This window comes from Lysobacter oryzae DSM 21044 (assembly GCF_059568595.1).
This window is the reverse complement of sequence record NZ_JCANTQ010000008.1, coordinates 291,739-314,755: the sequence shown is the minus strand read 5'-3', so window position 1 is coordinate 314,755 and position 23,017 is coordinate 291,739. Positions and strand designations below refer to the sequence as shown.

At 68.0% G+C, this 23,017-nt stretch carries 23 protein-coding genes and 1 tRNA gene; 9 read left to right on the top strand and 15 right to left on the bottom strand.

Annotation, left to right across the window (positions count from 1 at the left end; translation table 11 throughout):
- The first annotated feature begins 11 nt into the window (after nucleotides 1–11).
- Nucleotides 12–88 (top strand) — tRNA-Pro (locus BP05_RS01645).
- A 94-nt stretch (nucleotides 89–182) separates the two neighbouring features.
- Here BP05_RS01645 and argH read toward each other — a convergent pair.
- The 8 genes from argH to BP05_RS01605 form a co-directional block, all read right to left on the bottom strand.
- Nucleotides 183–1,472, bottom strand: a complete 1,290-nt coding sequence (argH, locus tag BP05_RS01640) for an argininosuccinate lyase (RefSeq protein WP_496359780.1) — start codon at nucleotides 1,470–1,472, stop codon at nucleotides 183–185.
- Between the two features lie 4 nt (nucleotides 1,473–1,476).
- A complete protein-coding gene (gene argC / locus BP05_RS01635) occupies nucleotides 1,477–2,463 on the bottom strand; it encodes an N-acetyl-gamma-glutamyl-phosphate reductase (RefSeq protein WP_496359778.1) in 987 nt (328 codons plus the stop codon).
- Complete coding sequence (locus BP05_RS01630; protein WP_496359776.1) at nucleotides 2,456–3,073, bottom strand: GNAT family N-acetyltransferase; 618 nt, start codon at nucleotides 3,071–3,073, stop codon at nucleotides 2,456–2,458. Before BP05_RS01630 ends, argC begins: the two co-directional genes overlap by 8 nt.
- A gap of 1 nt (nucleotide 3,074) precedes the next feature.
- Nucleotides 3,075–4,382: an acetylglutamate kinase gene (locus BP05_RS01625; protein WP_496360608.1), complete on the bottom strand. Its 1,308-nt coding sequence runs from the start codon at nucleotides 4,380–4,382 to the stop codon at nucleotides 3,075–3,077.
- Nucleotides 4,383–4,444: 62 nt separating this feature from the next.
- A complete protein-coding gene (locus BP05_RS01620) occupies nucleotides 4,445–5,539 on the bottom strand; it encodes an acetylornithine deacetylase (RefSeq protein ID WP_496359774.1) in 1,095 nt (364 codons plus the stop codon).
- 31 nt (nucleotides 5,540–5,570) lie between these two features.
- Entirely contained in the window at nucleotides 5,571–6,767 is a 1,197-nt protein-coding gene (locus tag BP05_RS01615) for an argininosuccinate synthase (protein WP_496359772.1), read from the bottom strand.
- Between the two features lie 63 nt (nucleotides 6,768–6,830).
- On the bottom strand, nucleotides 6,831–7,862 hold the full coding sequence (locus tag BP05_RS01610) for an N-acetylornithine carbamoyltransferase (RefSeq protein ID WP_496359770.1): 1,032 nt from the start codon (nucleotides 7,860–7,862) through the stop codon (nucleotides 6,831–6,833).
- Nucleotides 7,863–8,155: 293 nt separating this feature from the next.
- Nucleotides 8,156–8,593 (bottom strand): hypothetical protein, encoded by a 438-nt coding sequence (locus BP05_RS01605; protein WP_496360606.1) that lies wholly within the window; start codon nucleotides 8,591–8,593, stop codon nucleotides 8,156–8,158.
- A 113-nt stretch (nucleotides 8,594–8,706) separates the two neighbouring features.
- Between BP05_RS01605 and cysS the strand changes: the two genes are divergently transcribed.
- The 4 genes from cysS (at nucleotide 8,707) to BP05_RS01585 (ending at nucleotide 12,618) form a co-directional block, all read left to right on the top strand.
- The gene (gene cysS, locus BP05_RS01600) at nucleotides 8,707–10,074 is read left to right on the top strand and encodes a cysteine--tRNA ligase (RefSeq protein WP_496359768.1); all 1,368 of its coding nucleotides are present in this window, start codon (nucleotides 8,707–8,709) and stop codon (nucleotides 10,072–10,074) included.
- A 121-nt stretch (nucleotides 10,075–10,195) separates the two neighbouring features.
- Complete coding sequence (locus BP05_RS01595) at nucleotides 10,196–10,633, top strand: SufE family protein (protein ID WP_496359766.1); 438 nt, start codon at nucleotides 10,196–10,198, stop codon at nucleotides 10,631–10,633.
- Nucleotides 10,634–10,643: 10 nt separating this feature from the next.
- The gene (locus BP05_RS01590) at nucleotides 10,644–11,912 is read left to right on the top strand and encodes an MFS transporter (protein ID WP_496359764.1); all 1,269 of its coding nucleotides are present in this window, start codon (nucleotides 10,644–10,646) and stop codon (nucleotides 11,910–11,912) included.
- A 64-nt stretch (nucleotides 11,913–11,976) separates the two neighbouring features.
- Nucleotides 11,977–12,618: a CDGSH iron-sulfur domain-containing protein gene (locus tag BP05_RS01585; protein ID WP_496359762.1), complete on the top strand. Its 642-nt coding sequence runs from the start codon at nucleotides 11,977–11,979 to the stop codon at nucleotides 12,616–12,618.
- 62 nt (nucleotides 12,619–12,680) lie between these two features.
- On the opposite strand, the gene dksA is transcribed toward BP05_RS01585, so the two are convergent.
- Nucleotides 12,681–13,733, bottom strand: coding sequence for an RNA polymerase-binding protein DksA (dksA, locus tag BP05_RS01580; protein WP_496359760.1), 1,053 nt, complete (start codon nucleotides 13,731–13,733; stop codon nucleotides 12,681–12,683).
- A 323-nt stretch (nucleotides 13,734–14,056) separates the two neighbouring features.
- On the opposite strand from dksA, the gene yidD reads away from it, so the two are divergent.
- From yidD to BP05_RS01565, 3 genes are read left to right on the top strand one after another with little or no spacing between them, the layout of a single operon-like run.
- Nucleotides 14,057–14,278, top strand: a complete 222-nt coding sequence (yidD, locus tag BP05_RS01575; protein WP_496360604.1) for a membrane protein insertion efficiency factor YidD — start codon at nucleotides 14,057–14,059, stop codon at nucleotides 14,276–14,278.
- Entirely contained in the window at nucleotides 14,263–15,594 is a 1,332-nt protein-coding gene (locus BP05_RS01570; protein ID WP_496359758.1) for a dihydroorotase, read from the top strand. The genes yidD and BP05_RS01570 overlap by 16 nt, the downstream gene beginning before the upstream one ends.
- A complete protein-coding gene (locus tag BP05_RS01565; RefSeq protein ID WP_496359756.1) occupies nucleotides 15,591–16,451 on the top strand; it encodes a M23 family metallopeptidase in 861 nt (286 codons plus the stop codon). The genes BP05_RS01570 and BP05_RS01565 overlap by 4 nt, the downstream gene beginning before the upstream one ends.
- A gap of 90 nt (nucleotides 16,452–16,541) precedes the next feature.
- Here the strand turns inward: BP05_RS01565 and folE2 are convergent, their stop codons facing one another.
- The 6 genes from folE2 to efp all read right to left on the bottom strand — a co-directional run bounded on the left by folE2 (nucleotide 16,542) and on the right by efp (nucleotide 21,729).
- Nucleotides 16,542–17,465 (bottom strand): GTP cyclohydrolase FolE2, encoded by a 924-nt coding sequence (gene folE2, locus BP05_RS01560; RefSeq protein ID WP_496359754.1) that lies wholly within the window; start codon nucleotides 17,463–17,465, stop codon nucleotides 16,542–16,544.
- Nucleotides 17,466–17,590: 125 nt separating this feature from the next.
- Nucleotides 17,591–18,286, bottom strand: a complete 696-nt coding sequence (locus tag BP05_RS01555; protein WP_496359752.1) for a phytoene/squalene synthase family protein — start codon at nucleotides 18,284–18,286, stop codon at nucleotides 17,591–17,593.
- Nucleotides 18,287–18,295: 9 nt separating this feature from the next.
- Nucleotides 18,296–18,970 carry a phosphoglycolate phosphatase gene (locus tag BP05_RS01550; RefSeq protein WP_496359750.1) on the bottom strand — a complete coding sequence of 225 codons (675 nt, stop codon included), beginning with the start codon at nucleotides 18,968–18,970 and terminating at the stop codon, nucleotides 18,296–18,298.
- The gene (gene ubiG, locus BP05_RS01545) at nucleotides 18,967–19,686 is read right to left on the bottom strand and encodes a bifunctional 2-polyprenyl-6-hydroxyphenol methylase/3-demethylubiquinol 3-O-methyltransferase UbiG (RefSeq protein WP_496359748.1); all 720 of its coding nucleotides are present in this window, start codon (nucleotides 19,684–19,686) and stop codon (nucleotides 18,967–18,969) included. Before ubiG ends, BP05_RS01550 begins: the two co-directional genes overlap by 4 nt.
- A 45-nt stretch (nucleotides 19,687–19,731) precedes the next feature.
- Nucleotides 19,732–21,069, bottom strand: coding sequence for a TRZ/ATZ family hydrolase (locus BP05_RS01540; protein WP_496359746.1), 1,338 nt, complete (start codon nucleotides 21,067–21,069; stop codon nucleotides 19,732–19,734).
- 93 nt (nucleotides 21,070–21,162) lie between these two features.
- Nucleotides 21,163–21,729: an elongation factor P gene (gene efp / locus BP05_RS01535; RefSeq protein WP_496359744.1), complete on the bottom strand. Its 567-nt coding sequence runs from the start codon at nucleotides 21,727–21,729 to the stop codon at nucleotides 21,163–21,165.
- Between the two features lie 147 nt (nucleotides 21,730–21,876).
- On the opposite strand from efp, the gene epmB reads away from it, so the two are divergent.
- The gene (gene epmB / locus BP05_RS01530) at nucleotides 21,877–22,911 is read left to right on the top strand and encodes an EF-P beta-lysylation protein EpmB (protein WP_496359742.1); all 1,035 of its coding nucleotides are present in this window, start codon (nucleotides 21,877–21,879) and stop codon (nucleotides 22,909–22,911) included.
- Nucleotides 22,912–23,017: the final 106 nt, after the last annotated feature.

The window sequence follows — 23,017 nt, the reverse complement described above, 5'->3', positions numbered from 1 at the left end:
GGCTCTGCCGTCGGGGTGTAGCTCAGCCTGGTAGAGCGCTACGTTCGGGACGTAGAAGTCGCAGGTTCAAATCCTGTCTCCCCGACCAATCGATCCAACGAAAACGCCGGCCTCGCGCCGGCGTTTTCGTTTGTGCATTCAGCCAGGCAGGTCCGGACCGCGCAGCCGCGACGTGTGCGCCATCAGCCCAGCGCCTGCCAGCGCGCGCGCAGGACCTCCAGGCGCAGGTCGGCCGCAGCGCCGGGCGAAACGCGCGCGGCCAGGCTGGCCTGCGGATCACCCACCGCCCAGCGCGCCGGATCGGCGGCCTGCTTGTAGGCATCGCGGAATGGCATGCCCTGCCGGGCGAGGTCGACGGCGAGATCGGTCGCGTACATCGACGGGTCGAGCGCGGCGCGCATGGCCTCCGGCTTCCATTCCAGGTTGCGCAGCAGGTCCGGCAGCAGTTCGAGCGCCGCGAGCCCGCGCGCGAAGGCATGGAAGATCGCGCCCTTGGAGAACTGCAGGTCGCGGTGATAACCGGATGGCAGCGACAGCAGCTGCTCGATCTCGGTCCGCGCCGCCGCGGCAGCCGAGTACGAGGCGCGCATCAGTTCGATCACATCGGGATTGCGCTTGTTCGGCATGATCGAGCTGCCCGTGGTGTATTCGGACGGCAGGGCCACGAAGCCGAACTCGGCGCTGGTGAACAGGCTCATATCCCACGCGAGCCGGCGCAGGTCGAGCAGCGCCGAACCCAACGCCTCGATCGCCGCCATCTCGAACTTGCCGCGCGACAACTGCGCATAAGCCGCCGATACCTGCATGCGGCCGAAGCCGAGCGCCTCGGTGGTGTGCTCGCGCGCCAGCGGCAGGTTGACGCCGTAGCCTGCGGCGCTGCCGAGCGGATTCGCATCGATCCAGGCCAGGGTCTGCTGCGCACGCTGGGCATCGTCGATGAAGCCTTCCGCCCACGCGGCCCACCACATGCCCGCCGACGACACCACGGCGCGCTGCAGGTGCGTGTAGCCCGGAATCGGCAGGTGCTGTTCGGCATCGGCGCGGGCCAGCGCGACTTCCGCAGACTCACGGCACAGCGCAGCCAAGCGGGCGAGCCGGTCCTTCAGCCACAGCCGCGTGGCGACCAGGATCTGGTCGTTGCGGCTGCGGCCGGTATGGATGCGGCGCCCGGCGTCGCCAAGGCGTTCGATCAGGCGCGATTCGATCGCCGAATGCCCGTCCTCAAAGCGCTCGTCGAGCACGAAGCGGCCCTCGCGGTAGTCGTCGGCGAGCGCGGCGAGTTCACGCGCGATGCCGGCGAGCTCGTCGGCGCCCAGGATGCCGATCTGTTGCAGCCCTTCCGCATGCGCGCGGCTGGCCTCGATGTCGAACAGGAAGAACTCGCGATCGAGGATCACGTCCTCGCCCGCCAGGAACGTCTGGATGCGCGCGTCGACCTTGACGCCGGGTTTTTGCCAGAGCAGATCGGACATCGCTTTACTCCTCGCCGTCCGGTCGCTTTCCGGAACGGGTGAATGCCTGGACGGGAATTCCCGCCGTCTCGTCGAGGCCGAAGGCCAGGTTGAGGTTCTGCAGCGCCTGCGTCGCCGCGCCCTTCAGCAGGTTGTCCTCGGTCGACACCACGACCAGGCGGCGACCGTCCTCGGACAGCGTGAAGCCGCCGATGTCGACGTGGTGCGCGTTGGCGATCGCGCTGACCCACGGGGCGTCCTCGGCCACGCGCACCAGCGGTTCGTTGGCATAGCGCTGGCGATAGCGCACCACGGCTTCGTCGCGGGTGACCGGACGCTGCAGGTGCAGGTTGGCGGTAATGGTCAGGCCGCGGAAATGCGGCGCGACGTGCGGCATGAACTCGACCGGATGGCCGAGCTGGCGCGTCACCTCGCGCTCGTGCACGTGACCCGTCAGCGCATACGGCATGAGGTTGTCGCGCAGCTTGTCCGGATCGTTCTTGTCGGACGGCGTCGTGCCCGCACCGGAATAACCGGACACGCCGAAGCACTGCACCGGGCCTTCGAGCAGATCCCGCATCGGCGCGATCGCCAGCTGCATCGCCGTGGCGTAGCAGCCGGGATTGCTGATGCGGCGCTGGCCGTCGTAGCCGGCGCGGGTCAGTTCCGGCAGGCCGTAGTACCAGCCGTCGTCGAAGCGGTAATCGGCGGACAGGTCGATCACCAGCGTCTGCGGTGCGATGGCATCGATGGCCGCGACGAAGGGCGCGGCCTTGCCGTTTGGCAGGGCCAGCACCAGTGCATCGACACCCTGCCCTGCGGCCTGTTCCGGGCCGTACGCGACATAGGCGAGGTCGCCGTCGTAGCCGGCTTCGTGATCGCGCAGCCGCTGACCTTCGCGCTCGCGCGAGGAGACGAACGCCAGCTCGAAGCCGGGATGCGCCGCGATCAGCCGGATCAGCTCCGAGCCGACGTAGCCGCGCGCACCGACGATGCCAATGCGCCTAGTCATGGCGACGCTGCTCCAGCTTGTGCTGCAAGTTTCGCTTCACCGCGGGCCATTCGCCATCGATGATCGAGAACACGACGGTATCGCGCGGGCTGCCATCGCCGTGGCGGCGATGGTTGCGCAGCACGCCGTCCTGCTTGGCCCCGAGTCGTGCGATGGCGGTGCGCGAAGCAAGGTTGAACCAGCTGGTCTCGAACACGGCGGCAATGCACCCTAGCGTCTCGAAGGCATGGGTGAGCAGCAGCAGCTTGGCCTCGGTATTCAGGCCGGTGCGCTGCACGTTCTTCGCATACCAGGTGTAGCCGATGCTGAGCCTCGGGACCGTCGGATCGAGTTCGTAGAAGCGCGTGGAGCCCACGACGTCCCCGCTGGCAGAACGCACGGCGAAAGGCAGCGCGCGTCCCGCGGCCTGCATGTTTAGCGCCTCCTGGACGTAGCCTGCCACGCCTTCCGGCGCCGGCACGTTGGTGTACCAGCAGCGCGACAGCTCGCCGTCGCCCAACGCGGCGCGCAGGCCGTCGGCATGCGCGGGCTGCAACGGCTCCAGGGCAACATGCTCGCCACGCAGGGTCGGCACCTGCTGCCAGCCGGTCGGGAGTTGGGTTGCGCTCATGTCAGTCCTTCAACGTCGCCGGGCGCGCGCGACAATGCTCGACGCAGCGCGCGATCGCGTCGAAGCCGTCGAGGCCGTACCAGAACACCTTCCACTTGTGTTCCTTGAGGCAGCCGTCGCTCTCCGCGTAGTAGAACGGGTTGACCGGGTTGCCGTGGCGCGAGCGCCAAAACAGGCTCGGGTTCTGCTCGCGCATCACTTGCCACACGGCACGGCCGAGGCCTTCGCCCTGCGCTTCGTCGAGCACGGCGAACTTGTCGAGGTAGGTGCCCGCGTCCTCGGCGGTCAGAATCACCGCGGCGCGGTAGTTCTCGCTGACGTAGGCGCGGTGCAGGCGCGTGCGTTCGAAGTAGTCCGGCAGCAGGGTGCGGCCGAAGGCGGATTCGATCAGGCCGCGCAGGCGCTCCAGGTCCAGGTCTTCCCAGCGCGACGCCTCCAGCACGCGCTCGCCGCGGCGCACCAGCGTGCCCGAGCCCTTGTGCGTGAACAGCTCCTTGGCCAGGTGCGACGGCTTGGTGATCGACACCGACGAGGACAGCGGCAATGCGTACAGCAGGTCGCGGATCTGCTCGATCTTCACCTTCATGCCGCCGTTGATCCACGGCTGCGCGATCAGGTGCTCGTACTCGGTCGACAGGTTGATCGAATCGATCACCTTGCCGTGCTCGTCGAGCAGGCCGCCGGTTCCGGTCAGGAACACGATCTTGTACGGCTGCAGGGTCTTGATCAGCTCGTTCGCGGCCCAGTCGGCATTGACGTTGACGATCTGGCCGTCGGCGGTCTCGGCGAGCGAGGCGATCACCGGGATCGAACCGACCTTGATCGCCGCCTGGATGCCATCGGTATCGACGCGGGTGACCTTGCCGACCAGCTCGTAGACGTTGCGGTCGAGGAATTCGGCCTCGAACACGCCCGACTGGATTGAAGTGGCACGCACGCCCTGCTCCTGCAGGGCCTCGACCAGGCGCAGGTTCTCCTCGCGCATCACCCGGCGCACGACCGCCAGCACCGGGCCGTCGGTCACGCGCAGGTTGTTGACGGTGCGCTTCTCGATGCCCGCCTTCCTCATTTCCTCGTCGAGCTGCGGACCGGCGCCGTGCACCACGATCGGCGTCAACCCGACCTGCTGCAGGAACGCCAGCGACGACACCAGGTCATCCATGTCGTCGCGCAGCACCGCGCCGCCGACCTTGACCACGGCGAATCTCGAGGCATCGACCTGCGAGAACCGCTTCAGGTACTGCTGGATCTCCTTCGCGCTGCCCATGTTGGACAGCAGGCGGACGATCGTGTTGCGCGTGTCGGTCATGGTCGGTCGGAGCTCGGCGTTCTGTACTTTTCGTGGTTCGGAGGCGAAGCGCAGCTGGGCGCTCATGCGGGCGGCCCCAGCAGGCGTTCATAGGTGGAAGCGGCGGTCGCTAGCTGGTCGAGGGCGACCCATTCGTCGGCGGTATGGGCCTGGGCGATGTCGCCCGGACCATAGACCAGCGCGGTGAGCCCAGCAGCCGAGAACAGCGAGGCTTCGGTCCAGAAGTCGACCGCGTTGCCGATCGGCAGGTCCATCGCGTCGGCGAGGTCGCGGGCCTGCAGGCGGCGCTGCTCGGCGCCGGCAATGCTGTCCCCGCTGGGCAGCGAGGGGCCGTGGAAGGTTTCCTGGTACGTCTCGATCGCGGCCGAACCCCGCAGCGAGCGGAAGTGCTCGTGCAATGCGTCGATCGGCATCGAGGGCAGTGGGCGGAAACCGAAGCGCACCTCGGCGCTCGGCGCGATCATGTTCGCCTTGATCCCGCCTTCGACCCGGCCGATGTTGAAGCGCAATCCGGTTAGGCCGCCGAAGCACTGGTGCGCCTGCGACTCGACGAACTCGAGCGCCGCATTGCCCCAACGCATCGCGTCGTGCAGCGCGCTGGCATGCAGCGCATCCGCACCGGAGGCATGGCCCGCGTGGCCACGGAACTTCACCAGCACCGAGGCGATGCCGCGATGCGCCAGCACCGCCTCGCACATGGTCGGCTCGGCCACGATGGCTTCGCGAAAGCCGTGCTCCCTCGCCAGGAAGGCGGCGATGCAGCGCGCGTCATTGGCCTCCTCGTCGGTAGTGAAGAGGAAGGCGGCATCGCCGCGGGTCCGCCCGGCGGCAGCCAGCAGGCCCGCCGCCGCGCCCTTGATGTCGCAGGCGCCCAGCCCGATCGCGCGATCGCTGGTCAGGCGCAGCTTGTGCGGATTCGACGACCACGCTTCCGACGACGGCACGGTATCCAGGTGCACGTTGAACAGGCGCATCGGATTGCCGCGCACGGCGAGCAGCGACACCGCGCCGGCGCCGTGGTCGGTGACCTCCACGCGGAAGCCTTCGAGCTGCGCGCGCAGGTAGTCGAAGATGCCGCCGGTGCCGATGTCGCGCGGCGGGTTGCGGGTGTCGAAGGACACCAGCGCTTCCAAGTGCTTCAGGACTTGATCGAGCATGCGGCTTCCGTGTTCTTCGTCTGTCCGTGCATCACTTGCGATTGACTTCGGCCCACAGCGTGCTGCTCATGCCGAACAGCTTGATGAAGCCCTCGGCCTCCGCCACGCCCCAGTCCGCCGCCTGCGCGTAGGTCGCGCCCTTGGCATTGAGGATGTGCTTCGACTCGATCGCCACCGCATTGACCACGCCGCCCTGCGTCTCCAGCACGACGTCGCCGGTGACGGTGGACTGGCTCGACGCCAGGAAGGCTTCGAGGTCGGTCTTGAGCGGATCGTGGAAGAAGCCCTCGTACACCAGCTCCACCCACTTGCGCGCCACTTCCGGCTTGAAGCGGTTCTGCTGCTTGCTCAGCACGGCTTCTTCCAGCGCGCGATGCGCGGTGAGCAGCGAGACCAGGCCCGGCGCTTCGAAGATGATGCGGCCTTTCAGGCCGATGGTGGTGTCGCCGGTGTAGAGGCCGCGGCCGACGCCGTACGCCGCGAACAGCGAGTTGAGCCGCGCCAGCAACGTATGGCCTTCCATCTTCTCGCCGTTGAGCGCCACGGCCTCGCCGTTGACGAAACCGACCTTCACCCGCAGCGGCTCGGTCGGCCACTCGGCACGCGGCTTGCACCAGCCGCGGGCGCCCTCGCCCGGCGCCTGCCAGCGGTCGATCTCGCCGCCGGACATGGTCAGGCCAAGCAGGTTCTCGTTGATCGTGTAGGCCTGCTGCTTGGCGCGCACGCCGAAGCCACGATCTTCCAGGTACTTCTGTTCGTAGGCGCGGACCGCGGTGTGCTCCTTCTGGATTTCCCGGATCGGCGCGACGATCTCGTAATCGCCCAGCGCCTTCACGGCGAGGTCGAAGCGGACCTGGTCGTTGCCCATGCCGGTGCAGCCGTGCGCGATCGCCTTGGTGCCGAGCTCGGCACAGCGCCTGAGCGCGGCGTCGACGATCAGGTAGCGGTCCGACACCAGCAACGGGTACTGGCCCTGGTAGCCCTCGCCCGCCCACACGAACGGCTTGACGAAGCCTTCCCAGATCGCGGGGCCGCCGTCGACGGTCACGTGCGAGGTCACGCCGAGTTCGGCGGCGCGCTGCTCGATGAAGGCGCGTTCCTCGGCGTCGACGCCGCCGGTATCGGCGAACACCGTATGCACGTTCCAGCCGCGTTCCTGCAGGTAGGGCACGCAGAAGCTGGTGTCGAGGCCGCCCGAAAAGGCGAGGACGATGTCGCGATTGCTCATTGGGAATTCCGTGGGGCGATGTGTTGTATGGAGAATGTGTTGCGGTCGGGTGTCTGGCGGAAATCAGCGGGCCAATGCGGCCATGATCGCCTTCTGCACGTGCAGGCGGTTCTCGGCTTCGTTGATGGCGATGCACTGCGGCGAATCCATCACCGCATCGGTGGCCTTGACGTTGCGGCGCAGCGGCAGGCAGTGGCTGAAGACGCCGTTGTTGGTCAGCGCCATCTTCTGCTCGTCGACGATGAAATGCTTGTACTGGTCGCGGATCGGCTTTTCCGGGCCCCAGTTGCCGAAGAACGGCAGCGCGCCCCAGCTCTTGGCGTAGACGACGTCGGCGCCGCGGTAGGCGCTCTCGATGTCGTGGCTCACCGTGAGCGAGCCCCCGCTCTCGGCGACGTTCTGGTCGGCCCAGCCCATGTAGCGCTCGTCCAGGATGTAATCGGGCGTCGGGCACAGCAGGGTCACGTCCATGCCCATGCGCGTGGCGATGGTCAGCGCCGAGTTCGCTACCGCCGTGTTGAGCGGCTTGGGGTGGTAGGTCCAGGTCAGCACGTACTTCTTGCCGCGCAGGTCGGTGGAACCGAAGTGCTCCTGCAGGGCGAGGATGTGCGCCAGTTCCTGGCAGGGATGGGTGATCGTCTCCATGTTGATCACCGGCACGGGCGAGTACCTGGCGAAGCTCTTGAGGACGATGTCCTCGCGGTCATAGCCCCAGTCGACGAACTTCGGGAACGCGCGAACGCCGATCAGATCGACGTAGCGGCCCAGCACCTGCGCCACTTCCTTGATGTGTTCCTCGGTGTCGCCGTCCATCACGGTGCCGAGGTCGAATTCGATCGGCCAGGCGTCCTTGCCCGGCTGAAGCACGATGGCGTGCCCGCCGAGCTGGAACGCGCCCAGCTCGAAGCTGGTACGGGTGCGCATGGAGGGGTTGAAGAAGACCAGGGCGATCGACTTGCCCTTGAGCTCGTCGCCGAACTTGGTGCGCTTGAACATCGCGGCTTGGGTCAGCAGGGCGTCGAGGTCCGGGCGGGACCAGTCCTGGGTGTTGAGGAAATGCCTATTCAGGGCGGGTTTTCTGGAAGCGGGCTTCATCGCGGTCTCCAAGTACGAATTCGGGAATCGCCGGGCCGGAAAGCAAAAAAGCCCAGCGCGAAGGCTGGGCTTTTCGTGTGTCATGCCATCGTGAACCAATGGCGCGGACGCGCTACCCAGCCAGCATTGGCGGGAACGGTCGGCGCGCGCGCGAGGTCATGCCCGCCGCCATCCAGGCGGAGGTCATCACGTCAGCGTCGGCGCGAAGGGTCTTCATGAGGGCGCGAATGCTCGCACGGGACGCCCCCCGGCGCAACCCGCGGGCCATCGCCATCGGCAATGAGCCAGCGCGGTCAGGGCGTGGTTGCGCCGGGAACGGCCGGCGTGATCGCGATCCGGATGCGCAGGCGGTTGCCGGGATCCTCGGGCAGGCGCGATCGGAACTTCGCGCCCTTGTAGACGTAATCGACGTCGTACGCGATCGGTCGGCGGAACTCGCGTTCGACCGGCACGGACTGGCAATTCACGCCCTTGGTGTCCTCGCGACGCAGCACGTCCTTGATGGCTCCGACCGCTCGCGACAGGCGCGATTTGTCCTGCGCGGCCGGCTCGCAACGCTGCTCGGTGCGCGTGGCGGTCAGCGTCTGGTAGACCGGAGTCACCCGCAGCACCTGGGCATAGTCGTAGCGGACGTTCTCCTGCTGGATGACGGTGTGCTGCGCCACAGCGGGGCCGGCCGCCAGGACCAGGCAAGTCAGCAGGAGGGACAGCAACAGGCCAGGTCGGATCATCGCGCTCGGGTGGACGGGCATCGGCAGATTGTAGGCGACCACCGCCCCGAGGCCCTGAATCCCGGCTTTAGGCCGGACCCCGCTAGAATTGCCGCACTCCCTGCGGTATCCCCATGAGCCTGCAACTCTTCAACAGCCTGACGCGCCGCGTCGAACCCTTCGCGCCCCTCGATCCTGCCCGCGTGACGATGTACGTGTGTGGCCCGACGGTCTACAACTACGTGCACATCGGCAATGCGCGCGGGCCCGTGGTCTTCGGCGTGCTGGCCGACGTGCTGCGCCGCCGCTACGGCGGGCTGGCCTACGCCCGCAACATCACCGACATCGACGACAAGATCAACAACGCCGCGAGCGAACAGGGCGTGCCGATCTCGACCATCACGGACAGGTTCGCGGCCGCGTACCGCGAGGACATGGGCGCGCTCGGCGTGCGTCCGCCGGACCTGGAGCCCACCGCCACCGGGCACGTGGCGCAGATCGTCGACATGATCCAGCGCCTGATCGACGCCGGCCACGCGTATGCGGCCGAAGGCCACGTGCTGTTCTCCGTGGACAGCTTCGAGGGTTACGGCAAGCTTTCGCGCAGGGATACCGAGGAAATGCTCGCGGGCGCGCGGGTCGAAGTCGCCCCGTACAAGCGTGACCCGGGCGATTTCGTGCTGTGGAAGCCATCCACGGGCGACCTGCCCGGCTGGGACTCGCCCTGGAGCTACGGCCGTCCCGGCTGGCACATCGAATGCTCGGCGATGGCCGAAGCCCACCTGGGCGAAACCATCGACATCCATGCTGGCGGCGTCGACCTGCAGTTCCCGCACCACGAGAACGAGATCGCTCAGAGCGAGTGCGCCCACGGTGGCAAGCCCTTCGCCCGCTGGTGGCTGCATAACGGCATGCTCAATTTCGGCGGCGCCAAGATGGCCAAGTCGGTCGGCAACATCCAGCGCGTGCACGACCTGGTGCGCCAGCAGCCGCCCGAAGCGCTGCGCTATTCGCTGCTTTCTGCGCACTACCGGCAGCCGCTGGAGTGGTCGGATGCGCTGATCGAGCAGAGCATCCGCACGCTGGATCGTCTCTACGGGACTTTGCGCGACCTCACCGATACCGCCGCCACGGCCGAAATTCCAGCGAGCGTGGAAGGCGCCTTGGATGACGACCTCAATACGCCGTCGGCACTGGCCGAAATCGCCCGCATCGCGGGCGAGGCCCGCAAGGCCGAGAGCGTTGCCGACAAGCAGCGACTGAAGGCCGAACTGCTCGGCGCTGGGCTTGCCCTGGGCCTGCTGCAGCAGGATCCGGCCGCGTGGTTCGCACGTGGCGCGACGGACGAGGACGATGCGCGCATCCAGGCGCTGATCGATGAACGCGCGACCGCCAAGAAGTCGCGCGACTTCGCGCGCGCCGATGCGATCCGCCAGCAGCTCTCGGACGAAGGCATCCTGCTCGAGGACACGCCCCAGGGCGTGCGGTGGAAGCGCGGGTGACCCCATGCCGGCGCCGGAACCGCCCGGCGCCGTGAAGCACGACAGGCGACAAGCCAACCTGCGCAAAGATTCGTCACGGGCCCGCGACGAACGCACGCCCGGCGCGCGCTAAAATTGGCCAATGGACGCTTCCACCTTCCCCCTCGAAGCCAGCGCCGGCGACGCCCAGGGCGCGATCCGCGACGAATTCGCCTTCTTCGGCGACTGGGCCGAGCGCTATCAGTACCTGATCGACCTCGGCCGCAAGCTGCCCGCCTTCCCGGAAGATTGGAAGTCGGAGGAGCATCGCCTGCATGGCTGCCAGTCGATGGTGTGGATCGTCGCTTCGGGTGACGCGTCCCGGCTGGATTTCCAGGCGATCAGCGATTCGGCGATCGTGTCCGGCCTTATCTACCTCGCCCTGCGCGTTTATTCCGGGCGCAGTGCGCAGGAGATTCTCGCCACCGAGCCGGATTACATCGCCGACATCGGGCTCGCAAAGCACCTTTCCCCCACCCGCAGCAACGGATTGGCTGCGCTGCTGGGGTTCATCCGCGACCGCGCCCAAAAGGCGCTGTGAGCGCAAGCGCGTGAGCGACGCGGCACGGATCGACCCCGACGCCGCGGGGATCCGCATCCTGCTGCGCAATCGCGGTTTCACCGGCCTGCTGACGTATCGCCTGCTGGCGATGCTGTCCTACCAGATCGTCGCGGTGACTGTGGGCTGGCATGTCTACGAGATCACCCACGATGCATTCGCGCTGGGCCTGATCGGCCTGGCCGAGGTAATTCCCTACTTCTGCTTCGCGCTCTTCGCCGGCTACGCGGTCGACCATCTCCGTCGGCGATTGCTTGGCATGTTCGCCTGCCTCGGGCTCCTGTTGACCACGCTGACGCTCGCCGGCATCGCCGGCGGCGTGCTTCCGGCCGGGGCCTTCGGCTACGGCACGCTGATGATCTACGCGGCGATTGCCGTGAACGGCATCGTCCGCGCGTTCCTCGCGCCCGTGTACATGTCGCTGTTCGCCCGGGTGCTCAAGCGCGAGCAGTTTGCGCGCGGCGCCGGTGTCAGCAGCGTGGTGATGCAGACCGGGCTGGTTCTGGGCCCCGCCCTGGGCGGGGTGCTGGTCGGCTGGGGCGGCAAAACCGCGGCGTACCTCGTCGCCGCGGCGTTCGCCGGCGCCGCGGCGGTCGCGGTGATCACCTTGCGCGTGACCGAGCCTCCGCGTCCGGCCGAGCGGGCGCCGGTGTTCCAGAGCATCGGCGAAGGCCTGCGCTTCGTCTTCCGCACGCAGGTGGTGCTGGGCGCCCAGGCGCTGGACATGTTCTCGGTGCTGTTCGGTGGCGCCGTCGCGCTGTTGCCCGCCTTCATCAACGAAATCCTGCACTACGGCCCGGAAGCACTCGGATTGCTGCGGGCAGCGCCCGCCGTCGGCGCGGTGCTGATGGGCGTATACCTGGCCCGGCGCCCGCTGCAGCGGCATGCAGGCCGGGTGCTGCTGGTCGCGGTGGCCGGCTTCGGCCTGTGCATCATCGGCTTCGCGCTGTCGCGCTACCTGTGGCTGTCGGCCCTGATGCTGGTGCTCTCGGGCATGTGCGATGGCGTGTCGGTCGTGCTGCGCTCGACCATCCTGCAGCTGGCCACGCCGGACCACATGCGCGGGCGCGTGTCGTCGATCAACGGCATCTTCATCGGCTCGTCGAACGAACTGGGCGCATTCGAATCCGGCGTCGCCGCGCGCCTGCTCGGGCTGGTCCCGTCGGTGGTCTTCGGCGGCTGCATGACCCTGCTGGTGGTCGCGACCACGGCGCGCCTGGCGCCCAGGCTCCGGCGCCTGGACCTGCGCGAACTGCACTGAGGGGCGGCGCGGTCCCTGCGCAGGCGTAGACTGCGCAGGGACCAGCAAATCCGCCGAGGCAGCCATGGGCACCGAGACCGTGCGTGGCCAGAAGGTCGCCATCCATTTCGACGGGGCGCGCTGCATCCATTCGCGCAACTGCGTCCTGAACCACCCGGACGTGTTCGTCCCGAACGTGGAGGGCGACTGGATCCATCCGGACGCGGTGGCGCCGGACGAAGTCGCGATGATCGCGCGGATGTGCCCGTCCGGGGCCATCCAGTACGAGCGTCTCGACGGCGGAGCACCGGAACCGCCTCCGGTGGTGAACCTGGTGCACCTGCGCGAGAACGGCCCGCTCGCCTTCCATGCCCCGCTGCGCATCGCGGGCACGGACGAAGGTTTTCGCGCCACGCTGTGCCGTTGCGGCCTGTCGAAGCACAAGCCCTTCTGCGACAACAGCCACGCCGAAGGCGGCTTCGTGGCCAGCGGCGAGCGCGCGCCGAAGGAATCGCAGGCCCTGGCGGCGCGCGACGGTCCGCTGCAGGTCGAGCCGCAGAAGAACGGGCCGCTCAAGGTGACAGGCAACATGGAGATCGTCACCGGCACCGGACATACGATCGACCGGGTCGCCGAAACCTGGCTGTGCCGTTGCGGCCAATCGAACAACAAGCCGTATTGCGATGGCTCACATCGCAAGGCCGGCTTCGAGGCGGACGGCGCCTGAGCGCGGCCGGCAAACAAAAAGCCCCGCGATGCGGGGCTTTTTGACGTCTGCGGCTGGGCTGGTCAGTCGCCCATCTGCTTCTGCATGTGCTCCCAGCGCTCCTGCGCGTCGATCGTGCGCTCGGCGGTAAGGCGGGCCTCCAGCCGTTCCAGGCCGATTTCCTCGCCCGTATCGACGCAGAAGCCGTAGTCGCCCGAATCCACGCGCTTGAGCGTGCTGTCGATCTTGCTGATCAGCTTGCGGTAGCGGTCACGCGTGCGCAGTTCCAGTGAGTTCTCGGTCTCGCGAGTGGCGCGCTCGGCCTCGTCGCCGACGTCGCGCACTTCGTCCTTGAGGTTCTCGATGGTCTGCTTGGACTCCTCGACCAGGTCCGCGCGCCACTTCAGCAGGCGCTGACGGAAGTATTCGAGTTGCAGCGGGCTCATGTATTCCTCGTCCGACGAGGGGACGTAACCCTTCGGGACGATCGGACGGCCAGTGGCCTCATCGGTCTTGTATTCCACGACCTTGACCTTGCCGCGCGGAGCCGGTGCCTTGTCCTTGCTGGCGGCGACGGCAACGGCGACCTTGCCTGCCGGGCGCTGCGGCGATGCGGGGCGCGCCGGGGCGTTAGCCACGTTCGGCGTGCCGGTGGGGGCGGATTTCGCGGTCTCCGACGCCTTGCTCGCGGCGGGCTTGGCCGGGGTAGCGGCCTTGACCGGAGCGGCGGCAGGAACCGGAGCCGACTTGGTTGCCGGACGCGGCGCCGGCTTCTTGACCACCGTCGAAGGCTTGGCGACCGGTGCCGGCGCGGCCTTGGCGGGGGCGCTCTTGACGGGAGCGGTCTTGACGGGTGCCGCCTTGGCCGGAGCCTTCGCAGGCGCCGCCTTGGCGGGCGCGGCCTTCTTAGCAACCGGTGCCGCCTTCTTCGGGGCGGCCTTGGACGGCGCCGGCTTCCTGGCTACCGGCTTCTTTGCGGGGACAACCTTCTTCGCAACAGGCTTCTTCGCGACGGGCTTCTTGGCAGGCGCCGCCTTCTTCGCTGCCGGCTTCTTGGCCGCGGACTTGGGGGCGGCCTTGGCAGCCGGCTTCTTGGTGGCCTTGGCGGCCTTCTTCGCGGGTTTCTTTGCTGCCACGAGCGGCGTGTCCTCTGTTCTTCGATTGAGCAGTCCGAACATTGCGAGGTTGCCGAAACAGCCGTTGCAAATCGGTTCGGTCGACCAGAGTTGGGGTCCTGGCTGGAAAAAGCAATGCGCCTTTCGTCAGCCCTGCAGCATGACCCTGTATCTGGAAAGCGCGCTGTTATACCCTGCCCCGGCTACCGCGGCAACCGCATTTAGCCCGCGGTTTTCCGCTCTTGAAGTCGCGACGAACAGGAGCAATTCAGGCCCCGATTGCATTGTCGCCAGTAACTGCCTGTAGACATGAAGGAATCGTGATAGATCGCCTGCTCATCCTGATGTTGCGTGGCTACAAGCGCTGGGTCAGCCCCCTGGTCGGGCCGGCCTGCCGTTTCCATCCCACCTGCTCGGTCTATGCGATGGAAGCCATTTCGCGTTTCGGCGCACGCAAGGGCAGCTGGCTGGCCGCACGCCGGCTGCTGCGCTGCCATCCCCTGCACCCGGGCGGTTTCGACCCGGTCCCTCCCCTCAATGGAAAGACCCAATGTCATCGACACTGATCGTCAACGCCCGTCTGGTCAACGAGGGAAGCGAATTCGACGGCGACCTGCGCATCGAGCACGGCCGGATCGCGGAAATCGGCACGGGCCTGCACGCGCGGGCCCACGAAACCGTGGTCGATGCCAACGGGCGCCGTCTGCTGCCCGGGATGATCGACGACCAGGTGCATTTCCGCGAACCCGGCATGGAATACAAGGCGGACATCGCCACGGAGTCGGCCGCGGCCGTCGCCGGTGGCCTGACCAGCTTCATGGACATGCCCAATACCTCCCCGCCGACGCTGGACGCGGATGCGTTGGAGGACAAGTACCGCCGCGCGCACGGGCGGGCATGGGGCAACTACGGGTTCTACCTCGGCGCCAGCAATGACAACCTCGGCGCGATCCAACGCCTGAACCCACGCAGCGCGCCGGGCATCAAGGTGTTCATGGGCGCGTCCACCGGCAACATGCTGGTCGACAATCCGGAGACCCTCGACGCCATTTTCCGCGACGCGCCGACTCCGATCATCACGCACTGCGAAGACACGCCGATGATCGACGCCGAACTCGCCCGCTACAAGGCGAAGTACGGCGACGACATCCCGCCGTCCTGCCATCCGGACATCCGTTCGCGCGAGGCCTGCCTGAAGTCGACCCAACTGGCCGTCTCGCTGGCGCGCCGCCACGACACGCGCCTGCACGTCCTGCACATCAGCACCGCGGACGAGCTGGCGCTGTTCGATGCCGGCCCGGTCGAAAGCAAGCGCATTACCGCGGAGACCTGCGTCCATTTCCTGCGCTTCGACCGCGCCGACTACGAACGCCTGGGCAACAAGATCAAGTGCAACCCCGCGATCAAGGAAGCCTCGGACCGCGAGGCGCTGATCGCCGCGCTGGCCAATGACGTGATCGACGTGCTGGCGACGGATCACGCGCCGCATACGATCGAGGAGAAGGCCAAGCCCTACCTGTCCGCGCCGTCCGGTCTGCCCCTGGTGCAGTACGCACTGCTGGCCGCGCTGGAACTGGTCCACGAGGGCAAGCTCACCACCGCGCAGGTCGTGCAGAAGTTCGCCCACGCCCCAGCCAGGTTGTTCGACGTGCGCAACCGCGGCTTCCTGCGCGAAGGCTATGCCGCCGACCTCGTGCTCATCGACGACACGCCCCTCACGGTGCATGCCGACGACGTGCTGTCCAAGTGCGGCTGGTCGCCCTTCGAAGGCATGACCTTCCATTCGCGCATCGCCTCGACCTGGGTCAACGGCGTGCTGGCCTGGGACGGCCGCCAGTTGATCGGCGACGCGATGGGCCAGCGGCTGGAGTTCGATCGTTGAGGCGCGCGGCCGCGCTCCTGGTGGCGGCTTCGCTCACCGCGTGCGCGGCGAATACGGAAACGGTCACGCCGGAGCGCGGTACGCCCGTCGCGGTGGCCACGAGCGATGGCGTGGTGTTCCCCGCGAGCGCATCGCAGGGCGCGCTGGTCCTGGGCAAGGTCCCTGCCGGCAGCTTGGTGCGATACGGCGGACGCATCCTGCAACCGACGCCGTACGGCACGGTGGTGTTCGGGATTGGCCGCGACGAGGCCGGGCCGGTCCGAGTCGACGTCCAGCGTCCGGACGGCAGCACCGAAAAGGCGAGCATCGCCGTGACCCCGCGTGACTGGCCGATCGAGCGCATCGACGGCGTTCCGCCCGATACCGTCAATCCTCCGCCGGAAATCGCTGCCCGGATCGAACGCGAGCAGGCGGCGGTCGCCGCGGCACGGCTGCGCGACGACGACCGCGCGGATTTCGTGCCGCCCTTCATCTGGCCCGTGCAGGGCCGGGTCAGCGGCCGCTTCGGCAACCAGCGCGTCTACAACGGCACGCCGAAATCACCCCATTCGGGCATGGACATCGCCGCTGCCGAAGGCACGCCGGTGCTCGCCCCCGCGCCCGGGATGGTCACGTTCGCGAACCCGGATCTCTATCTCACCGGCGGCACCGTCGTGCTCGACCACGGGCACGGGGTGAGCTCGAATTTCCTGCACCTTTCGCGCATCGACGTGCAGGTGGGCGAACGCATCGCGCAGGGCCAGGCGATCGGCGCGGTTGGCGCGACCGGCCGGGCGACGGGACCGCATCTGCATTGGGGGATGAACTGGTTCGAGGTGCGCATCGATCCGCTGCTGGTGCTCGAACGCAAGAAGTAGCGCGATCGCGCGCGGCGGCGCGTCCGTCGTTGCGGCTGCAGTAGTCCAGCGCGTGCCGGAATCACTTGTTCCGGTTGCTCGCTGCGAACGTCAGGCGCGGCCTTCGCCGGTGACCCGCGCCACCGCATCGTGCGCATGCAGGCTTTCGAAATGCGAAACCTGGGCATCGAAGCGCTCGACGCGCGGGTCGGCCGATAGCGCGGCGGCGACCCGGCGCGCCGCGTCCTCGCAGAACATCAGGTTTTCGGCGTTGAGGCGGGCGAAGGCCTGCTCGTCCTCGCGCTTGACCGCGGTCTGCACCGGTGTGCCCAGCGCCTCCTCGACGGCGTCGACCAGGGCCGCCAGCGGCAGCTCCTCGAAGGCATGGCGCAACTCCACGTGCACCTCCGCACGGCTGCGCTGCGCATGCGGCGTGGCCGCCAGGCCGCGTTCGGAAGCCAGCCATTCATGGATGGCCGACGACAACGGCCGCGCGTCGGCGAAGTCCTGCACGAAGCGCTCAGCGTTGAGCTGGCGCGACAACGCGGCCGACGCCGGACAGGTACTGGAGTACTCGACGGAAAAACGTAGGCCCAGGCGCAGGTGGCCATCGACCAGCGACGCGTCGATCTCGACCGGATAGCGCTTCCAGCCCGCATGCTCGCTGGCGAGCGCCGAACGCAGCATCAGCTGTTCGTAGCGCAGGACCAGGCGGGCGCGGCTCGACAGCCCGGCCTGGGTGTCGACCAGCGACTGCAGCACGCGGCGCAGGCCCGCCGGGGTGACGGTTTCGCTGGCGAAGGCATGCTGCAGTTCCAGGTACAGGCGCGACATGTGGATGCCGCGGGCCTGGGCGTCGCGCAGGTCGACGGAGACATCGACCGAAGCGGGCACCGTGATCGTGTCCTGGCCCGAGGCGATGCGCAGCGGCAGCGCGATGTTCGACATCCCCACCCAGTCGAGCGGACGCGCCAGCGCCGCCGCATCGAAGGCGACGTCGGGCAGGCGGCGGGACTGGTCGGGACGATGGTTCACGGACACGGATGTGGGGCCTGGGGCGGGGATCGCAATGCGCGGCATTCTACCGGGCCGGCATTGGGCGGCCCCTGCCGCGGGCGGAACGGATCGGTGCAGCGCGCGGGCATTGAAGGCGGAAGCGCTCAGGCGCGGGCGGCGCGCCACGCGACCCACAATGCCGATGCAGCAGGCAGCGGCTGCACGGCGTCACCGCGCCGCAGCCGCGCCTGCGCCAATCCGGCCAGGACCCGGCGCGGCCTGGTGGCCCCACCGACCGAATGCCCGGCCAGTTGATGGCTCCAGGCCGCGATCATCCCGTCTTCCCCGGCCTGGGCCAGCACCTGCAGCGGCGCGGCATCGCCTGGATGGTGCGCCAGGCGCAGGTGCAGGAGATTGGTCGCGATCACGGCGTGCGCCTCGCTCCGGCTGCCGCCGAACATGCCCTCTTCGATCGCCGCCAAGGCGCCGGCGAAAACGCGCACCTGCGCGCGGGCATCGTCGATGTCGACCGGACGTTCGCGGCTGTCGCGCAGCGATGGCAGCGCTGCGGCCAGTTGGGTCCAGGCGACCGGGAATTTCTGTAGCACCGCCCCGAGCGGATGCCGCCGTGCGCCACGGGCCCACCCCTGCAGTTCCTCGAGCCACCAGCCCAGCTTCGCTTCGCCCGGACGCGGGTCGCCTCCGCCCCAGGCGGCGTCGGTGAGTTCCTGCACCAGGGCCATCCAGGCCAGGGCCGGTTCGCGCAGTTCGCGCCTCACGAAGACTTCCGCAACCGACCATTCCGGCCAGCGCGCGCGCCACTTGTCGATGAAACTGCCGATGGCTTCCTGGTCGCTCATGCCGATGGCCTACCGACGCTCGCCGGGCCAAGCCTTCGTTTCGCACAACTCGGCCGGCTGGTGGATCAGCACGTCCCCCTGCCATGCGAACGGATCGTCCTCGTGCAGGCGATAGCCCCACAACGCCACCACCGACGGCATGCCCGCGGCCCGCGCCGCGACGATGTCGCGCTCGTCGTCGCCGACGTAGATGCATTCGTCCGCGGCAATGCCGATCTCCCGCGCCGCGTGCAGCAACGGCAGCGGATCGGGCTTGCGCACCGGCAGGGTGTCGCCGCCGACCAGCACCGCGCAGCGTGAGTCCCAGCCCAGCAGCGGCATCAGCTTGCGGGCGAGGTATTCCGGCTTGTTGGTGACAATTCCCCAGGTAGTGCCATCCGCCTCCAGCGCGGTGAGCATGGCATCGACGCCCTCGAACGGCTTGCCATGCAGCCCCAGTTCCGCCTCGTAAAGATCGAGGAATTCCTGGACCCAGGATTCGCGTTCGGCTACTGCGATCTCCGGAAATCCCGCACCCAGCATCGCCCTCGCGCCCTTTGACACCACCGGCCGCAGATCGGCGAGCGGCATGGCGCCGCGGCCGCGATCGGCGCGCATGCGATTGATCACCGCGATGAAGTCCGGAGCGCTGTCGACCAGCGTGCCGTCGAGATCGAACAACACCGCCTTGGGAAACTTCTTCATTCGGTCTTGTACGCGCAGGCCAGGTAATTCACGTCGGTTCGCGCGACCACGCGCGCGGAGTTCCGCCACGGCTCGTACATCAGGCCGCTGATGTCTTCCAACTGCAGGCCGGCGCTGCGCAGCCATGCCGCGAGTTCGGAGGGCTTGATGAAGTCGCGGTACTGATGGGTGCCCTTGGGCAGGATGCGCGCGATGTACTCGGCGCCCACGATCGCCAGCGCGAACGCCGCCGGTGTGCGGTTGAGCGTGGACAGGAACAGGCGCCCGCCGGGCTTCAGCATCGTCGCGCAGGCCTCGATGATCGCGGCGGGATCGGGGACGTGCTCCAGCATCTCCATGCAGGTGATGGCGTCGAACCGGCCCGGCATTTCCTCCGCCAGCGATTCGGCCGACTGCAGGCGGTAGTCGACATCGATGCCGCTCTCCAGGCGATGCAGCTTGGCGACCTTGATCAGTTCGGGCGCCAGGTCGAGCGCCACGACCTGCGCGCCGTTTCGCGCCAGCGCTTCGCTCAACAGGCCCGCGCCGCAGCCGACATCGAGCACCGCCGCGCCCTGCAGCTTCACGCGATCGGCCACGTAGCCCAGGCGTGCCGGATTCAGCGCATGCAGCGCCTTCTGCGGGCCTTCCGGATCCCACCAGCGCTGGGCCAGCGCGCCGAACTTGTCGAGTTCGGCCTGGCTGAAGTTGTCGTTGCTCGAGGGTGTTGCGCTCATGATCGAAGTCACCATGGCCGCGCGCCGCGCGCAGCCGACAATTCGTTACGAAATGCGGATCGTGGCGATCCGGTCGCGCCACTGCCGCGCGTTGGCGACCAGCGCGTCCGCATCGATGTCGACGAGGACACGTCCGCGCAGCTTCGGCTTGCCGGCAATCCAGACGTCGCTTACCTGGTGCCGTCCCGCGGCGTAGACCAGTTGCGAGATCACATGGTGCAGCGGCTGGGTTTCCAACTGGCCCAGGTCCACGCACGCAAGGTCCGCCTGCTTTCCGGCCACGATCGAACCCACCTGCGCATCGAAGCCGAGCGCGCGCGCGCCACCCAGGGTCGCCGCCTGCAATGCACTGGCGGCATCGAATGCCGAGGCATCCTCGGCCACCGCCTTCGCCAGCAGCGCCGCGGTGCGGGTCTCGCCGAACATGTCGAGGTCGTTGTTGCTGGCGCAGCCGTCCGTGCCGATCGCCACGTTCACACCAGCCTGCTGCAGCTTGCCGACGGGGCAGAAGCCGGAGGCGAGCTTTAGGTTCGACTCGGGACAGTGCACCACGCTGACGCCGCGCTCCGCGCACAACGCGATCTCGGCATCGGTCAGCTGGGTCATGTGCACGGCGATCAGGCGATCGTTGATCAGGCCCAGGCGGTCCAGGCGCGCGATCGGGCGCTGGCCGTGCTTGTCGCGCGATTCGGCGACTTCCTGCGCTGTTTCGTGCGTGTGCAGGTGCACGGGCACGTCGAGCTGGTCGGCAAGCATGCGGATGCGCTCGAAGTTCTCGTCGCTCACCGTGTACGGCGCATGCGGCGCGAAGGTCGTGGCTACCAGCGGATCGTGGCGCCACTGGTCGTGCACTTCGGTGGCGCGGTCGAAGTATTCGTCCGACGACTTCGCCCACGCCGTGGGGAAGTCGATGATCGGCAGGCCCACGCGCGCGCGGAAGCCGTGGTGCTTGTAGACGGCCGCCTGCACGTCGGGAAAGAAGTAGTTCTCGTTGGCGCAGGTGGTGCCGCCGCGCAGCATCTCCGCGATGGCCAGCGCGATGCCGTCGGCGACGAACTCGGGGCCGATGACCGCGCCCTCGATCGGCCAGATGTGGCCCTGCAGCCATTCCATCAACGGCAGGTCGTCGGCGACGCCGCGCAGCAGCGTCATCGGGTTGTGGGTATGCGCGTTGACCAGGCCCGGGATCAGCGCGCCGTCGGGACGCGAGACCGTTTCCTTCGGCGCGTAGCGCACGCGCGCCTCGTGCAGGGACAGCAGGTCGATGATGACGCCATCGCGAATGGCAACGGCGTGGTTTTCGAGGACCACGCCGTGCGGTTCGACCGGTACCACGAAGCCGGCTTCGATCAGGAGGTCGCAGGCTTCGGGGTGGCTCGTCATTCGATTTCCCTTAGTCGTGCCATCAAGGCCACAAGCACGGCCGGCGCTTCCGACCGGATCGAAGGCCCGCGCCGGTGCGCGGGCCGTGTTGCCTTACTTCACGCGCGAGACGTATTCGCCCGAGCGGGTATCGACCTTGATCACTTCGTCCTGGCCGACGAACAGCGGGACGCGGACCACCGCGCCGGTTTCCAGCGTCGCCGGCTTGCCGCCGCCGCCCGAGGTGTCGCCGCGCACGCCCGGATCGGTCTCGACGATCTTCAGTTCCACGAAGTTCGGCGGCTGCACCGAGATCGGCGTGCCGTTCCACAGCGTCACCACGCACTCTTCCTCGCCCTTGAGCCACTTGTCGGCGCCGGCCATGCCGGCCTTGTCGGCCTGGACCTGCTCGAAGGACTCCTGGTTCATGAAGTGCCAGTACTCGCCGTCCGAGTACAGGTACTGCATGTCGGTGTCGACGACGTCCGCCTGCTCCACGTTGTCGGTCGCCTTCATCGTCATTTCCACCACGCGGCCCGACTTGATGCTGCGGTACTTCACGCGGGTGAAGGCCTGGCCCTTGCCGGGCTTGACGTACTCGGTCTCGGTGATGATGCACGGGTCGTTATTGACCAGGATCTTCTGTCCGGTCTTGACGTCGTTCATGCCCAGGCTGGCCATGGGTGGGACTCCTGAAAAATTTGATCTGAATGGGGTGGACGGGTCCGAAGCGGACTCGCTGCCATGCCGCCGCGGGGGCGGCAAAAGGCTAAAATGGCGGGCTGCGCCGCGCGAATTGTCGGCAGCGCCGGAAAATCGCGATCCGACATGATACCCGCTGCCCCCGCCCTCAAGCACCCAGCCCCCTCGCCCGACCTGGTCGCCGCCGCACCGCAGTGGCAACGCCTGTGGCGCGAGGCCGTCCGCGACCCGCGCGAGCTGCTCGCCCTGCTCGGGCTGGAGGCGGCCGCGCTGCAGGTCTCCGACGCGGCGGCCGCGCAGTTCCCCCTGCGTGTGCCGCGCGGCTTCGTGGCGAAGATGCGCCAGCGGGATCCACACGACCCACTGCTGCGGCAGGTCCTGCCGCTGGACGAAGAAATGCGGCCGATGCCGGGCTTCGGCCTGGATGCCGTGGGCGACGCCGCGGCCAAGGCCGGCACCGGGGTCATCCGCAAGTACCGCGGGCGCGCCCTGCTGGTGACGACGGGAAGCTGCGCGGTCCATTGCCGCTACTGCTTCCGTCGCCACTTCGACTACGCGGGCGACACCGCCGCTGCCGGCCAATGGCACGAGGCGGTCGAACTGATCCGTGCGGATGCCGACATCGACGAAGTGATCCTTTCGGGGGGCGACCCGTGGTCGCTCGCGACCCCGAAGCTGGCCGAACTGACGGACGCCCTCTCCGGCATTCCCCACCTTCGGCGCCTGCGGATCCATACGCGCCTGCCGGTGGTCCTGCCCGAACGCGTCGATCCCGCGCTGCTCGACTGGCTGCGCCGCCTGCCGTGGCCGGTGACGGTAGTGCTGCACGCCAACCACGCCAATGAAATCGGCCCCGATGTCGCCCTGGCCTGCGCGGCCCTGCGCGGCGTCGGCGCGACACTGCTCAACCAGGCGGTGCTGCTTCGCGGCGTGAACGACAGCGTCGACGCCCTCGCGGCATTGAGCGAACGGGCCTTCGAAGCCGGCGTGCTGCCCTACTACCTGCACCAGCTCGACCGCGTCCAGGGCTCGGCGCATTTCGAGGTGGCCGATGAGGAAGCCCGCGCCCTGCACGCGGCGCTCGCGGCGCGCCTGTCAGGCTACCTGGTGCCGCGCCTGGTGCGCGAAGTGGCCGGCGATCCGGGCAAGCGTCCGCTCTGAGCAGCCTGAGGACGTTCTTGCCCATGGACACCGCAGATCGGCGTCCACCAGGCAGTTCGAGCACTGCAGTCGACGCCGGACGAAATTGTCGACCAGGCCACACCGG